Annotated in this window: 10 protein-coding genes and 2 pseudogenes; 7 read left to right on the top strand and 5 right to left on the bottom strand. The window is 75.6% G+C overall.

All coding sequences use genetic code 11. The features are described 5' to 3' along the window. Positions 1-4 precede the first annotated feature (4 nt). Entirely contained in the window at positions 5-1,399 is a 1,395-nt protein-coding gene (locus ABD350_RS03600; protein ID WP_344346191.1) for a DNA-3-methyladenine glycosylase 2 family protein, read from the top strand. A 243-nt stretch (positions 1,400-1,642) separates the two neighbouring features. Next, positions 1,643-2,803: pseudogene (locus tag ABD350_RS03595) on the top strand (SGNH/GDSL hydrolase family protein); the annotation flags it as partial. A 537-nt stretch (positions 2,804-3,340) separates the two neighbouring features. Here ABD350_RS03595 and ABD350_RS03590 read toward each other — a convergent pair. Beyond that, a complete protein-coding gene (locus ABD350_RS03590; protein WP_344346190.1) occupies positions 3,341-4,330 on the bottom strand; it encodes a helix-turn-helix domain-containing protein in 990 nt (329 codons plus the stop codon). 380 nt (positions 4,331-4,710) lie between these two features. Between ABD350_RS03590 and ABD350_RS03585 the strand changes: the two genes are divergently transcribed. The 3 genes from ABD350_RS03585 (at position 4,711) to ABD350_RS03575 (ending at position 8,494) form a co-directional block, all read left to right on the top strand. Next, the gene (locus ABD350_RS03585; protein ID WP_344346189.1) at positions 4,711-5,910 is read left to right on the top strand and encodes a protein phosphatase 2C domain-containing protein; all 1,200 of its coding nucleotides are present in this window, start codon (positions 4,711-4,713) and stop codon (positions 5,908-5,910) included. Between the two features lie 68 nt (positions 5,911-5,978). Then, entirely contained in the window at positions 5,979-7,721 is a 1,743-nt protein-coding gene (locus tag ABD350_RS03580; protein ID WP_344346188.1) for a pyruvate dehydrogenase, read from the top strand. A gap of 329 nt (positions 7,722-8,050) precedes the next feature. Next, positions 8,051-8,494, top strand: a complete 444-nt coding sequence (locus ABD350_RS03575; protein ID WP_344346187.1) for an ATP-binding protein — start codon at positions 8,051-8,053, stop codon at positions 8,492-8,494. Between the two features lie 101 nt (positions 8,495-8,595). Here the strand turns inward: ABD350_RS03575 and ABD350_RS03570 are convergent, their stop codons facing one another. Together ABD350_RS03570 and ABD350_RS03565 are read right to left on the bottom strand one after the other, a co-directional pair. Next, positions 8,596-9,642, bottom strand: a complete 1,047-nt coding sequence (locus ABD350_RS03570) for a DUF2637 domain-containing protein (RefSeq protein WP_344346186.1) — start codon at positions 9,640-9,642, stop codon at positions 8,596-8,598. 241 nt (positions 9,643-9,883) lie between these two features. Beyond that, positions 9,884-10,726 carry a (2Fe-2S)-binding protein gene (locus tag ABD350_RS03565; protein ID WP_344346185.1) on the bottom strand — a complete coding sequence of 281 codons (843 nt, stop codon included), beginning with the start codon at positions 10,724-10,726 and terminating at the stop codon, positions 9,884-9,886. Positions 10,727-10,869: 143 nt separating this feature from the next. On the opposite strand from ABD350_RS03565, the gene ABD350_RS03560 reads away from it, so the two are divergent. Beyond that, entirely contained in the window at positions 10,870-11,595 is a 726-nt protein-coding gene (locus ABD350_RS03560) for a GntR family transcriptional regulator (protein WP_425584168.1), read from the top strand. Between the two features lie 273 nt (positions 11,596-11,868). Here the strand turns inward: ABD350_RS03560 and ABD350_RS03555 are convergent, their stop codons facing one another. Further along, complete coding sequence (locus ABD350_RS03555; protein WP_344346182.1) at positions 11,869-12,633, bottom strand: hypothetical protein; 765 nt, start codon at positions 12,631-12,633, stop codon at positions 11,869-11,871. A gap of 167 nt (positions 12,634-12,800) precedes the next feature. Continuing rightward, the gene (locus tag ABD350_RS03550) at positions 12,801-14,474 is read right to left on the bottom strand and encodes a PucR family transcriptional regulator (protein ID WP_344346181.1); all 1,674 of its coding nucleotides are present in this window, start codon (positions 14,472-14,474) and stop codon (positions 12,801-12,803) included. A gap of 445 nt (positions 14,475-14,919) precedes the next feature. Between ABD350_RS03550 and ABD350_RS03545 the strand changes: the two are divergent. After that, positions 14,920-15,210: pseudogene (locus ABD350_RS03545) on the top strand (hypothetical protein); the annotation flags it as partial.

Raw genomic sequence — 15,210 nt, 5'->3', positions numbered from 1 at the left:
ACACGTGAAGGACGAGGACAGCAGGTACGAGGCGGTACGGAGCCGGGACGCGCGGTTCGACGGGGTGTTCTTCTTCGCCGTCGAGACCACCGGCATCTACTGCCGCCCCAGCTGCCCGGCCGTGCCGCCGAAACGGCACAACGTACGGTTCTTCGCGACGGCCGCCGCCGCGCAGCGCTCCGGTTTCCGGGCCTGCCGGCGGTGCCGTCCGGACGCCGTACCCGGCTCGGCGGAGTGGAACGTCCGCGCGGACGTCACCGGCCGGGCCATGCGCCTGATCGCCGACGGCGTCGTGGACCGTGAGGGCGTCGCCGGGCTCGCCGCGCGGCTCGGCTACAGCGCCCGGCAGGTGCAGCGCCAGCTCACCGCCGAACTGGGGGCCGGGCCCGTGGCGCTCGCCCGGGCCCAGCGCGCGCACACCGCGCGCGTGCTGCTCCAGACCACCGGCCTGCCGGTCACCGAGGTCGCCTTCGCGTCCGGTTTCAGCAGTTTGCGGCAATTCAACGACACCATCCGCGAGGTGTACGCGGCGACCCCGACCGAGCTGCGGGCCGCCGCCGGCGACCGGACCGCCCGCCGGACCGCGCCCGGCGCGGGCATCCCGCTCCGGCTCGCCCACCGCGGCCCCTACCAGGCGGCGGCCGTCTTCGACCAGCTCGCCCGGGAGGCCGTCCCCGGCGTCGAGGAGGTGACCGGCGCACCCGGCGCCCGCACCTACCGGCGGACCCTGCGGCTGCCCTACGGCACCGGCACCGCCGCCGTCCGGGAACGCGTCCACTGCGTGCGGAGCCGCAGCGGGACCCACCCGGGCGGCTGGCTCGACGCCCGCGTGCACCTCACCGACCCCAGGGACCTCACCACCGCCGTGCAGCGGCTGCGCCGGCTGTTCGACCTGGACGCCGACCCGTACGCCGTCGACGAACGGCTCGGCGCCGATCCCCGGCTCGCCCCGCTGGTCGCCGCCCGCCCCGGGCTGCGCTCGCCCGGCGCCGTGGACCCGCTGGAGACCGCCGTCCGCGCCCTGACCGGCACCGAGGCCGCCGGGGAACTGGTCCACCGGTACGGCAAACCGCTCGACGCGCCGCACGGCGGCCTCACCCACCTCTTCCCCGAGCCCGCCGTCCTCGCCGAGGCCGAACCCGGCGGCCCGCTGGGCGCGCTCGCCGCCGCCCTCGCCGACGGCACGGTACGGCTGGACCCGGGCGCCGACCGGCAGGCCACCGAGGAAGCCCTGCTCGCCCTGCCCGGCATGGACCCGGCGACCGTCGCCATCCTCCGCGCCCGCGCCCTCGGCGACCCCGACGTGGCCCCGCCCGGCGCCGGCCTCCCCGACACCTGGCGGCCCTGGCGGTCGTACGCCGTCCAACACCTGCGGGCGGCCGGCCGGCGCCTCCCCTGAACGCCGGGCCGCCCTCGGTCCCGGGACGCCGGGTGCCCGGAAAGGGCGGCCTGCCACGGCGAGCGGGCTGAACGAACGCCGAACGCGCGCCCCCTGGTGATCGAGCGGCCGCCGAGCCGGCAAGCGGCCGCCGAGGCCTGCGGGGAGTGCGCCGAACGGGTGGATCTGGGGACGGGGTACGGCGTGTCGCTCCGGGATGTGGCACCTTCGGCTGCGACGGGCCTCCTGGAAGGGCGGGCACACATGGCCAAAGTCGTACGGCTCCTCGCGGTCCTCCTTCCGCTGCTGCCGGCGGCCCTCATGGCACCGACCGCCGCCCAGCCGGCCCCGCTGCCCTGGACCGGCAGCTGGGAGTCGGCGCCCTCCGGCACCACCGCCGCGCTGCCCGGCACCGCCGTCCGCAACGTCGTCCACCTCAGCGTCGGCGGCACGGCCCTCCGGGTCCGGCTCAGCAACCGGCTCGGCACCCGGCCGCTCCGCCTCGGCGCCGTCACCGTCGCGCTGCGCCGGGCGGCCGGCCCCGCCGCCCTGCCCGGCACCCTGCGCACCGCCACCTTCCACGGCGCCCCCGAGGTGACCGTCCCGCCGGGCGCGGACGCCGTCACCGACACGGTGCCGCTGTCCGTGCCGTCCGCCGCCGACCTGCTCGTCACCGTGTACACCCCGGACGACTCCGGGCCCGCCACCTACCACCGCTCCGCCCTCCAGACCAGCTACCTGGCCCCGGCCGGCGCCGGCCGGGCCGCCGACGAGGACGGCACCGCGTACACCCGGACCACCAGCCACTGGTACTACGTCACCGGGGTCGACGTGCGCGGATTCGCCGCCGGCAGCGTCGTCGCGTTCGGGGACTCGCTCACCGACGGCAACGGCTCCACCCCCGGCACCAACCGCCGCTGGCCCGACCGGCTCGCCCAGCGGCTGCGCGGACACCGGCTCGGCGTACTGAACGCCGGCATCTCCGGCAACCGTCTGCTGCGCGACGGCACCGGACCGAGCGCCCTCGCCCGCCTGGACGCCGACGCGCTGGAGCGGGCCGGAGTGCGGGCCCTGGTCGTCTTCGAGGGCATCAACGACATCAAGGGCACCCCGCAGGCCCACGACCCCGCCGCCTACGCGGACGCCTACCGCGCCCTGGTGGCCCGCGCCCACGCCCGCGGCGTCCCGGTCGTCGGCGTCACCCTCACCCCGTACGGCGGCTATCCGGCCTGGACCCCGGCCGGCGAGACGGTACGGCTGCGGGTGAACGCCTTCATCCGCACCGGCGGCGCCTTCGACGCCGTAGCCGACGCGGACGCCGCCGTCCGCGACCCGGCCGACCCCACGCGCATCCGGCCCGGCTACGACCCCGGCGACCATCTGCACTTCAACGACGCCGGCATGGCCGCCGTGGCCGACACCGTCCGCCACGCCCTGACCCGCCGGCCCCTCGGCCTCCTCCGGCCGGCCCACCCCACCTGTTCCGCCCGCCCCACCGGCCTTGCCCGGCCCACCGGGGTTGCGCTGCCCACCGGGCTTGCGTTGCCCGCTGGGGTTGCGCCGTCCGCCGGGGTTGCGTTGCCCGCCGGGCTTGCGCCGTCCGCCGGGGTTGCGTTGCCCGCCGGGCTTGCGCCGTCCGCCGGGGTTGCGTTGCCCGCTGGGGTTGCGCCGTCCGCCGGGGTTGCGTTGCCCGCTGGGGTTGCGCCGTCCGCCGGGGTTGCGTTGCCCGCTGGGGTTGCGCCGTCCGCCGGGGTTGCGTTGCCCGCCGGCCTTGCGCCGTCCACCGGGGTTGCGTTGCCCGCCGGCCTTGCGCCGTCCACCGGCCTTGCGCCGCCCGCCGGCCTTGCGCCGCCCGCCGGCCTTGCGCCGCCCGCCGGCCTTGCGCCGCCCCCCGGCACCGTGCCGGTCCTGCCGGCGGCGCCCACCGTCCCGGCCGGTGCCCGGTCACCGGCATAGACCCGGTCAGCGGCCCCCCTCCCGGATCACCCAGCCCCGTTCCCGAGCGTGCCAGCCCAGTTGCAGCCGGGTGGTCACCCCCGCCAGCTCCATCAGCCGCCGCACCCGGCGCTGCACGGTCCGCAGCCCCAGATCGAGCTGTTTGGCCACGCTCGCGTCGGTCAGCCCGGCCAGCAGCAGGGAGAGCACCTCCAGATCGGTGGCGTCGGGCCCGCCCGGCGGCTCCTCGGTCACCCCTGCGGGCCCCAGCCGCAGCGGCAGCGCGTCCCGCCACACCGACTCGAACAGCCCGGCGAGCAGCTCCAGCAGCCCGCTGGCGTGCACCACCAGCGCGGCCGGCTCGGCGGAGTTCGCGGTCAGCGGCACCAGCGCGAGCGAACGGTCGGCCACCACCAGCTTCGTCGGCACCCGGTCCACCACCCGGACCCGCTCGTCCCGGCCGAGCGCAGCCCGCAACTCGGTCAGCCCGTGCGGCCGGTCCAGCACCGCGCGCTCCACCACCACCCGGTAGCGCACCCCGCGCCCGGCCGCCTGCTCCTCCGCCTCGTTCTCCATCCCGGACACCACCATCGGATCGCCGGTCACCAGCGCGCACACCTCCTCGGTCGCGCCCAGCTGGAGCTGGAGGAAGCGCTGGGCGACCGCCGAGGCACCGGTCACCACCTCCACCAGGTCGTGCACCGCCGGTTGCGCCGCCGCCGCCCGGTACTCCTCCGCGAGCAGTGCCGCCGTCAGCTCCGCCCGCTCCAGCTCGTGCCGCCGCTGGGTGAGCAGGGCGGCCAGCGCCACCCCGGGCGGCGCGGCGACCCAACGGCCCGGGCGGGCCGGGGACTGGGCCGCCAGGCCGTGCCGCTCCAGCCGGCGCAGCGCCCGCTCGGTGTCCTGTTCGGCCAGCGTCAGACGCCGCGCCAGATCGGCCACGTCGGCCGCGCCCACGGACACCAGCGCCCGGTAGGCCGCCTCGTGCGTCTCGTCCAGGCCTATCGCTGCCAGCATCGCCCCGCGTCCCTCCCTGTGCGTCCACCCGGCGGAAACGGGGCGGCGTGGCGGGAAACGGCCACGGCGCGAACCCGCCGCCGACCATCATCGCCGTAGCGGCGGCGCGTCTGCCAAGGTGACAGCAGCCGCGGAAATCACGGCACTTCACCTGGTTCACGAGCGCGATCCCGGGGAACCCGGCCGGTGTCGTGGCCCGGGCCCGGACGTGTTGCGAGCGCGTGCGAGGGGCACCGGGGCCGGGCCACCACGAACGTCGCCGGGCGGTCCTCCCGTGGGGGGTGGGGCCGCCCGGCGGCCAGCGGGTGAAGAGGCGGGCGGTGCGCCGGAATTTCCCGTAGCCCCGTTTTTCCGCGGCCCGTGCGGTGACAATCAGAGGCATGAGCCGGCAGGGTGCGCGACCCACTCGTCAAGACGACGACTGGTGGGGGGAGTTGTACGACGAAGCCACCGCGGACACCGGTCCCACGGCAGCGCCCGACTCCCTGGACGACCGCTTCGCCTCGGCGCGCGACGCGGTGAGGGAAGAAGGCCCGCGGCCCCGGGAGCCGGCACCGCTTCCGGAACCGGCGCCGCCCCCGGAACCCGAGCGGACCGAACCGCCGCCCCCGGAACCCGAGCGGACCGAACCGCCGCCCCCGGAACCCGAGCGGACCGAACCGCCGCCCCCGGAACCCGAGCGGACCGAACCGCCGCCGCCGGTCCTCCCCGTCGCCTCCGCGGACACCCCGGACCACGTCGGCTCCGGCCCGCCCACCTACGACCCGGAGCCCACCGCGCTCCCGTCCGCCGACCCGGACGCGCTGGAGGACCTGGTCCCGGACACCGTGCTGGACGGCGCCCGGTACGGGCCGTGCACGCTGCGGGCCGTGTCGCTGCGCGGGGACTCGGCGCGCTACCGCGGCGAGCCCCGCCGGGACGCGCTGCTCACCGCGCGGTTCGGGACCGGGGAACAGGCGCTGGTCCTGGTCGCGATGGCGACCGGCGCCCGGACCGTGCCCGGCGCGCACCTGGCGGCGGCCGAGGCGTGCCGGGGGATCGCGCGGGCGGTGGGCCGCAGCCACCGGCGGCTCGCGGAGGACATCCGGGCGGCCCGGCGCGGCGACCTGAAGTCCGGTCTGCACCGGCTCGCCGACCGCACCCTGGGCCGGCTCCGGGCGAGCACCGCCGACGGCGCGGCCACGGTGAGCCTTCGGTGCCTGCTGCTGCCCGCCGACCCGGACTGCCGTATCCGGGTCTTCTTCGGCGTCGGCGACGGCGGGCTGCTGCGGCTGCGGGACGGCGCCTGGCAGGACATCGAGCCACGCCTGACCGCCGGCACCGCTGACGACACCACCGCCGCCCCGCCCGGCGAGCCGTTCCGGTTCCGCGCCTCGGTAGCCCGCCCGGGTGATGTGCTGGTGCTGTGCACGCGGGGCCTGGCCGACCCGCTGCGCGACGCGGAAGCCCTGCGCGCCCACCTGGCCCGCCGCTGGTCCGGCGGCACCCCGCCCGGCCTCGCCGCCTTTCTCGCCGACGCCCGGGTCCGGGTGAAGGGGTACGCCGAGGACCGTACGGCGGCGGCCGTGTGGGAGGCGTAACCGCGGCCCCTGTGGATTGATGGAAACGGCAGGGCCGTATTCCGGGAGCGAAGGGGCAGACGCGAGCCATGGGCAAACAGAACGTCGCCGAGCAGTTCGTCGACATCCTCGTCCGCGCGGGAGTGCGCCGTCTCTACGGTGTCGTCGGCGACAGCCTCAACCCGGTCGTGGACGCCGTCCGCCGCAACGCCTCCATCGACTGGATCCACGTACGCCACGAGGAGACCGCCGCCTTCGCCGCCGGCGCCGAGGCCCAGATCACCGGCAGGCTCGCCGCCTGCGCCGGCTCCTGCGGCCCCGGCAACCTGCATCTGATCAACGGCCTGTACGACGCCCACCGCTCCATGGCACCGGTGCTCGCGCTCGCCTCCCACATCCCCTCCAGCGAGATCGGCCTCGGCTACTTCCAGGAGACCCACCCGGACCGGCTGTTCCAGGAGTGCAGCCACTACAGCGAGCTGATCTCCAGCCCGAAGCAGATGCCCCGGCTGCTGCAGACCGCCATCCAGCACGCGGTGGGGCAGCGGGGGGTGAGCGTGGTGTCGCTGCCCGGGGACATCGCCGCCGAGCCCGCCCCGGAGAAGGCCGCGCAGAGCGCCCTCGTCACCTCCCGGCCCACCGTGCGGCCCGGGGACGCCGAGCTGGACCGGCTGGCGGAGATGATCGACGCGGCCGGCAAGGTCACCCTGTTCTGCGGCAGCGGCACGGCCGGCGCGCACGCCGAGGTGATGGAGTTCGCCGGCAAGATCAAGTCGCCGGTGGGCCACGCGCTCAGGGGCAAGGAATTCATCCAGTACGACAACCCCTTCGACGTCGGGATGAGCGGGCTGCTCGGCTACGGCGCCGCCTACGAGGCCACCCACGAGTGCGACCTGCTGATCCTGCTGGGCACCGACTTCCCGTACAACGCCTTCCTGCCCGACGACGTGCGCATCGCCCAGGTCGATGTGCGGCCCGAGGTGCTCGGCCGCCGCTCCCGGCTCGACCTCGCCGTCTGGGGCGACGTACGCGAGACGCTGCGGTGCCTGATCCCGCGGGTGAAGGAGAAGACGAACCGGCGCTTCCTCGACCGGATGCTGAAGAAGCACGCCGACGCGCTGGAGGGCGTGGTCAAGGCCTACACCCGCAAGGTCGACAAGCACATCCCGATCCACCCCGAGTACGTGGCCGCCGTGCTGGACGAAGTCGCCGCCGACGACGCCGTGTTCACCGTGGACACCGGCATGTGCAACGTGTGGGCCGCCCGCTACATCACGCCCAACGGCCGCCGCCGGGTCATCGGTTCGTTCTCCCACGGGTCCATGGCGAACGCGCTGCCGATGGCGATCGGCGCCCAGTTCACCGACCGGCGCCGGCAGGTGGTGGCGATGTCCGGGGACGGCGGCTTCTCCATGCTGATGGGCGACTTCCTCACGCTCGTGCAGTACGACCTGCCGGTGAAGGTGGTGCTGTTCAACAACTCCTCGCTCGGCATGGTCGAGTTGGAGATGCTGGTCGCGGGCCTGCCCTCGTACGGCACCGCCAACACCAACCCGGACTTCGCCGCCGTGGCCCGGGCCTGCGGCGCCCACGGCATCCGGGTGGAGAAGCCCAAGCAGCTCGCCGGGGCGCTCAAGGAGGCCTTCAGGCACAAGGGGCCCGCCCTGGTGGACATCGTCACCGATCCCAACGCCCTCTCCATCCCGCCGAAGATCAGCGCCGAGATGGTCACCGGGTTCGCGCTGTCCGCCTCCAAGATCGTGCTGGACGGCGGGGTCGGCCGGATGCTCCAGATGGCCCGCTCCAACCTGCGGAACGTGCCACGCCCGTAAGCGCCCTCAAGGGGGAGCGTGTTTCGGCCAGTTTCACGGGATGGGTCGGCGTACCGGCCGCCGGCACCGGACGGGGCCGGGCCACCGTCACGGGGCGTCGGTGGCGTCCTGCGGCGTTCGTGGCGCCCGGTGCGTGGCGGCGGAGCGGTACCCCGGGCGGCCGGGGCGCTGTGCGGATATGGCCGAACCGCCGGTCTTCGGGCATACGCCAGGACTGCCCCGGTGCCCGCTGGGCAAGCATCCCCCGTGAACGTGTTCGACCAGGAGGGGCAGGGACCGGCGGCGTGCGGGCGGGGGTCATGAAGAGGCAGGCACGAGGGGGCGGTCCGATGACCGTCGAGGCCTACTCGGCGACAGCGGGGGACCAGACGGACACCATCACCGACGACGCGCGACGGCTTCGGCGCAGGCTGGGCCGGGCGGACCTCAGAGCCGTGCCGGAGGCCCGCCGGGCGCTGCGCGAACTGCTGCGGCACTGGGGCAAACCCGGCCGCTCGGAGATCGCCGAACTGCTCACCAGCGAACTCGTCACCAACGCGATCGTCCACACCGACCACGACGCCGTCCTGACGGCCGTGCTGGAACCGGATGGACTGCGCGTGGAGGTACGGGACTTCGTGGGCCGCAGACCCGAGCGGCACACCCCGAGCACGGACGACGACACCCACGGCCGGGGTCTGGTGCTGGTCGAGTCCCTGGCCGACGCCTGGGGCGTACGGCCGCACGGGGTGGGCAAGTCGGTCTGGTTCGAACTGGGCGCCGAGGCGGCGTGAGCCGGTGACGGGACGGGGCACGGCCGGTGCGATCGCACCCCGGCTCCCGTGGGGGGTGACCGGTGTGGTCGTGCCCCGGCCCCCGTGCCGCCGGACGGTGGTCAGCCGAGCTGCTGCTCCAGGTCCTTGAGCTTGCGCTCCAGGGAGTCCAGCCGCGGCAGGGCCATGGTGTCGTCCTCGGCCGTCAGGTCGACGGTCAGCGGCTCAGTGCCGCCGCGGACCGGCTGGAGAGAGGGCCGGGCGCGCACGGGCAGTGGCTCCGGGGTGGATATGGCGGGCTCCGCGGCCGCCGCCGGCGCGGTCCCGCGCTCCGCCGGCTGCACCTCGACCTGCCGGCCGGCGCCCCGGACGGCGAAGCCGCGCTGTCCCCGGCTGATCGCCTTCAAGCGGGCCCGCTCCACGCGCTCCTGGTCGCGCCTGCGCCGCCGGGCCTCCTCCTTCTGCCGCTTGTCCTCGCGGACCTCCTCGACCGCCTCGTCCAGGCTGCGCACGCCCTCCAGGAGCATCAGCGACCAGGCCCGGTAGGTCTCACGGGGCGCCCGCACCCAGCGCACGATCCGGATCTGCGGCAGCGGGCGCGGCACCAGGCCCTGTTCGCGCAGCGCGGCCCGGCGGGTCTGCTTCAGCGCCCGGTCGAACAGCACGGCCGCCGACAGCGACATGCCGGAGAAGAACTGCGGGGCGCCGGCGTGGCCCGCGCCGCGTGGCGCGTGCACCCAGTTGAACCAGGCCGCCGCCGCGGCGAACAGCCACACGAGAAGCCGGGAGCCGAGGGCGGCGTCACCGTGGCTCGCCTCGCGCACGGCGAGGACGGAGCAGAACATCGCCGCGCCGTCCAGCCCGAACGGCACCAGGTACTGCCAGCCGCCGCTCAGTCCGAGGTTCTGTTCGCCGAAGCCGACCAGGCCGTGGAAGGACAGCGCCGCCGCCACCGCCGCACAGCAGAACAGCAGCACATAGGAGGCCGTGCCGTAGAGGGCCTCCTTGCGCCGGCGGCGTTCCTCGCTGCGCTCCCAGGAGTCGTCCGCGCTCGTGTTCTCCCCGGAGGAGCGCTTGCCGCGCGCGAGCACCGCCACTGCCACCAGCATGCCCAGGAGCAGTACGGCGCCCGGAAGCAGCCAGTTCAGCGATATGTCGGTCAGTCTCATCAGGGTCCCTTGCATGGGGATAGGGCGTGACGCCCGCCATAGTGGCCCATTCCCGACGACCCTCAGGGGGTTTCGGGGCAAGAGGCCGCCAAGGGAGTGCGCGAGGGGCGCCCGGGGCGGCGTTCTGCTCGAACTGCCGCTTGAGGGGCGGGAGTTGAGTTCGAACAGACTACCCGTACGGGTGGTGGTGGGAAAAGTTCCCGGGACGGGTGGGGTGGTTGTACCCGGCCGGAACGATTCCTCAACCGGCCGCGGCGGCGGTGAGCTTGGCGATCCTCTCGCCGTCCCGGGTGCGCGGACACGTCACACAGGTGTCCTGCGGGCGAACGGTGTAGAACATGCAGCAGCTCGCCCGGTCCCGGGTGGGCAGCGGCGTGCCGTCCGGGGCGGTCAGCTCGCGGAACCCGGCGCGGCCCGCGTACGGCGGGGTCGCCCCCGGCAGCAGCAGCTCCAGCTCCCGTACGGCCCGCGCCGCCTCGTGCTCGCCGAACAGCCCGGCGACGTACCACAGCCCCTCCACGGCCTCGTCCGTCGCCATGCCCCACAGCGCGCGCCCGCGCCGCCGCATCCGGGGGCCGAAGGCCGCGAGCACCGGCTCCAGGTGCTCGGCCACGGCCGCGCGCACCTCGGCCCGCAGCGCCTCCTCGTCCGGTACGACGACCGTGCCGGGCAGCGCGGCGGCGGGGTCGCCCGGCAGGCAGGCGACGGAAACCGGGCGGTGTACGGCCATCCGGCCGGCCGCGCGGTCGTAGCGGACGTGGGTCACCGGCAGCCGGGGCACCCGGCGGTGCAGGAACCACGGGACGGTGATGAGCAGACAGGCGGCCCAGGCGTAGCGGTGCAGGCCGAAGCTCGCGACGACGTCCGGCCGGGCCGGGCGGCCGTAGTCCCGCTCCACCTGCGCCGCGTCCCAGGCCAGGAAGGCGTCCAGCGCCGCGCCGCCCGCCGCGAGCCCCGCGGCGTCCACCCAGCCGGGGCCGCCGGGCGCCGGTTCGTCCGGGCCCAGCTCCGTCACGGTCAGCCCCGGAAAGGCCGCGCCGAGGCGGTCGTAGGCGGCGGTGAGCGGCGAGGCCGCAGCGGGCATGGCGGGACCACCGATCCTTGGGACACGTCCGCGGAAACGGACCGAGCTGTACAGGTAAGGCTTACCTTACTCATTTATGGCGGAGTTTGAACTGCCGCTCGGTGCGCCTAAGGTGCTTGACGGACAACCGACAACCCGTCTCAATGACCCCAAGTACCGACAAGCCGCCAGGAGGACCCGTGAAGCAGGGCGTGCAGGGCTCCCCGGCCCGGCCGGTCGCGGCCCCGGGCGGGTGCGCCGACGCCGAGCGGCAAATTCCGGTGCAGCGCTCCTCGGTGCGCGGGCAGATCCTGGACGCGCTGCGCACCGCGCTGGTCACCGGCGAGCTGAAACCGGGCGAGGTCTACTCGGCGCCGGTGCTCGGGGAGCGCTTCGGCGTCTCGGCCACACCGGTGCGGGAGGCCATGCAGCAGCTCGCGCTGGAGGGCGCCGTGGAGGTCGTGCCCAACCGCGGCTTCCGGGTGGTCGAGCGCGGGGCGCGGGAGCTGGCCGAACTGGCGGAGGTGCGCGCGCTCATCGAGGTGCCGGTGATGGTGCGGCTCGCCCGCACGGTGCCGGCCGAACGGTGGGCCGGGCTGCGGCCGCTCGCGGAGGAGACGGTGCGGGTGGCGGCCACGGGCTGCCCGGCGGCCTACGCCGAGTCCGACCGCGCCTTCCACCGGGCGCTGCTCGCCCTGTCGGGCAACGAGCAGCTGGTCCGGATCGCCGAGGACCTGCACCGGCGGGCGCAGTGGCCGCCGGTCCGGCGGTGCCGGGCGGCGCTGGCCGCCGACGCGGCGGAACACACGGCCCTGCTGGACGCGTTGGCGGCCGGGGACGTGGAGGGGGTGCGGTCGCTGGTACGCCGGCATTTCGCCGGGACGGGCTGAGCCTTGGCGGGGCGGCGGCCGTCGGGGTGCGGAGTGAGCCTTGGCGGGGCGGGCGCCGTCGGTGCGGGGCGAGTCTTGGCGGGGGGCGTCGGGGTGCGGGCCGTCCGCCGTGTGCGGGTCCGTCGTGGGCGGTCGCGCAGTTCCCCGCGCCCCTGGGATGCCGACGCGGACGTGCCCCGAAGGGCGCGCGGGGAACCGCGCGGGCGAGCCCCACGCACCCGCACCCGGCAACGCGCCCCGACCACCCCGCCCCCACCCCGACGCCGCCCGCCCCTACGCCGTGGCCACCCCCGGTGCCGGAGGGGTCAGTTGGCGGGCCAGCCAGGTGGGGACGCCTCCCAGGAGACGGAACAGGCGCCGGGCCTCCTCGCGCAGCCGGGACGCCTCCGGTTCCTCCTCGGTGTCCGCCAGGGACACCAGCGCCGGCGCCGTGCCCACCAGATAACCCAGCTCCTCCCGGATCCGCAGGGACTCGGCGAAGCCGTGCCGTGCTTCGTCCAGCTCCCCGTCCCGCAGGGCGAGTCCGGCCAGCTGCCGCCAGGTGAACGACAGCAGCAGGGAGTCGGCGTGCGCCCCCGCCGCCGCGTGCGCCCGGCGGTAGGCGGCGCGGGCCGCCTGCGGGGAGTGGGTCAGGTTCTCGGCGACCAGCCCCCGGCGGAAGTCCAGCAGCGCCCGCCCCCGCGATCCCGGAGGGAGCAGCGCCGCCGCCCGGCCCAGCGCGACCCGCGCCTCGTCCGCGCGGTCCCGGACGCCGTGCAGCGTGGCCGTGTAGGCGAGCTGGCCGCGCTCGCAGGCGGCGGCCCCCCGCTCCTCGTCGCTGTGCGCCAGCGCCTCCGCCGTGCGCAGCGCGTCCTCCGCCTCGGCCCAGCCCCGCTCGGTGTACAGACATCGCTCCACCAGCAGCGCGGCCCGCTGCAGGGCCGGGGCGGCGCGGTCGGCCGGCAGCAGGGCCGCCGCATCGGCCCAGCAGGCCCGGCTGCGCAGCCGCCATACCGCGGTCTGGACAGGATCGTCATCGGTCGTTCCATTACCAGACATGGCGGTATGCGCCACGTTGCCCTCCCCATGCACGCCATCGAGCTGTTGAGTGGTGGCGGCATTCCAGCACCAATCGCGGGGCCCGGCCAAGAGGATGGGTGAAAAATTTCACAAAGTAGGGGGATGCGGACCGGCCGGGTCCGGCCGCCGCGCGCCCCCGGACGGCCTCAGCTCATGCGCAGGGCGAGGAAGAAGTCCAGCTTGTCCTCCAGCCGGGACAGGTCCCGTCCCGTCAACTGCTCGATCCGCCCGACCCGGTAGCGCAGCGTGTTGACGTGCAGGTGGAGACGGGTGGCACAGCGGGTCCAGGAGCCGTCGCAGTCCAGGAACGCCTCCAGTGTCGGGATCAGCTCGGCGCGGTGCCGCCGGTCGTAGTCCTTCAGCGGGTCCAGCAGCCGCGCGGTGAAGGCGCGGCGGACGTCGTCCGGGACGAAGGGGAGCAGCAGCACATGACTGGCCAGTTCCTGGTGGCCGGCCGCGCAGACCCGGCCGGTGCGGGCGGCGGCGACCCGGCGGGCGTGCCGGGCCTCCTCCAGGGCGCCGCGCAGCCCCTCCGCCGAGTGCACGGCCGCGCTGACGCCGAGGGTGATCCGGCCGTCGTCGTCCAGGCCCGCCGACAGCGGCTCGCGCACCGCCTGGAGCAGGGAGTCGGCGAGCAGCCCCGCCTCCGAGCCGTCGTGCTCGGCGGCGACCGCGGGCAGCGGGACCAGGGCGACCGCCTCGTCCCCGGTGTGCGCGACGGCGATCCGGTCGGAGTGCTCCGGGCCGGTCGCCAGCGGGTCGACCAGCACCTCCTCCAACAGCGACTGGGCGACCTGGCCGCCGTCGGCCTCTCCGCCCTCCCACTCCACCCGGGCCACCACGACCTGCCAGTGCGGGGCCGCGCCGAGCCCGGGCAGCAGCACCGGCGCCGCCACCCGGAGCCGGGCGGCTATCTCGGCGGGCGCGGCACCGGTCTGCACCAGCTCCAGCACCTCCTGGGCGAGCCGGCGCCGGACCGTGCGGGCCGCGTCCCGGCGGTCGCGTTCGACGGCGATCAGCTGGGTGACGCCCTGGAGCAGGTCCAGCCGCTCCCCGGGCCAGTCGCCCGCGTCTGCCTCCACGGCCAGCAGCCAGTCCGACAGCACCGTCTCCCGCACGTCGCGGGCGGCCTGCGGGGAGCGGCCGGAGGAGCGGACCGGGAACAGGGAGTAGGTGGTGCCGTGCAGCTGGACCCGGTGCGGGCCGCGGCGGCCGGTGCGGCCGGCCGCCAGATGCTCGGCCGCCAGCCGGGTACAGGTCTCGGCGGACAGCGCCGGGCCCGCCACCTTGGAGCCGGCGATCAGCCGGCCGGTGGGGGAGAGCACCCAGGCACGCAGGTCCAGGTCGGAGCCGAGCAGGTCCAGGACCACGTCGGGGCCGCCGCCCGCCGGGCCCGAGGTCATCATCCGGCGGTGCCGGTCCACCACCGCGGCCAGGTCCCCGGCCCGCTCGCCGGAGACCTGCCGGACCACGTGCTCGGTGATCGTGGCGAACGCCACCGACTCGTGCACCGCGAACAGCGGCAGCCGGTGCCGGGCGCAGGCCAGCACCAGGTCCTCCGGAACGTCGCCCAGCTCCGCCTCGCCGGCCGCGAGCGCCGCCACCCCGGCCTGCGCCAGGATGCGCACGAAAGGCTCGGAGTCGGCGGCGTCCCGGCGCCAGGCCAGGCCCGTCAGCACCAGCTCGCCGCCGGAGAGGTAACGGCTCGGGTCGCGCAGGTCGGTGGTCATGACCCCGCGTACCGCGCGGTCCAGCTCGTCCTCGCCGCCGAGCAGCCGCAGGCCCAGCGCATCGGTGTCCAGCAGTGCGCGCAGCCGCATCTCGTCGCCGCCGTTCTTTGTCTCGAAACCTACGATGAATCTTGGGAAGGGGGCCCGGGGCCGTCCCGGGGGCACCCGGAACCGGACGCCCGGGGAGGCGTGGTCGGCTCTCCGCGCTGTTTCCCGCGTTTCCCCAGGAAATCGGAGAGGTTACCGATGGCCTCCGTTCATACGAATCTACAAGATGCCCGCCCTGGCCAGCCAACTCCTTCATGGTTTCGGTGACTGACCCGGCCGGAGTACCGGGCGGTCTACTGAGTCCACTCCGCGTGAACAGCACATGAACGAGCCGCGCCCGCCAGGCACGGATTGGCTCGATCCGCACGACCACGAGACGAAGAAGAGAGCCGGTCATGGACTTCCTTCGCCCCGCCCGCCGGGAGGAGGCGCTCGCCGCGAAGGCCGGGCACCCCACCGCGGTGCCGATCGCGGTGGCACCGATGTCATGGTCGAGACCGACTTCGATCCCATCCGGCCCGGGCGTCCGCCCGTCCCGGGCCGCGTCGGCGGCCGCTGCGCGGGGCAGGCCGTACGGCCGGGCGCCCGCGCCCCGTACGGCGGGAGCCCGCGGAGTCTCCGTGCCGGACCGCCCGGCCCGGCACCCGCCTCGCACACGGTCGCCTCCCCGCGGATCCGCGAGCGCGGCCACGGCCGCGGCACCCCCGGCACGGCCCCGCCCGCCTCCGCCCCCGGCGCCCCGCCCGACACCTACCGGGCGTACCGGGAGCGCCGGGAC

The organism is Streptomyces nogalater, from assembly GCF_039532885.1.
GTDB lineage: Bacteria > Actinomycetota > Actinomycetes > Streptomycetales > Streptomycetaceae > Streptomyces > Streptomyces nogalater.
Note: the sequence above shows the minus strand (reverse complement) of the source record. Positions and strands in the feature narration are given on the sequence as shown.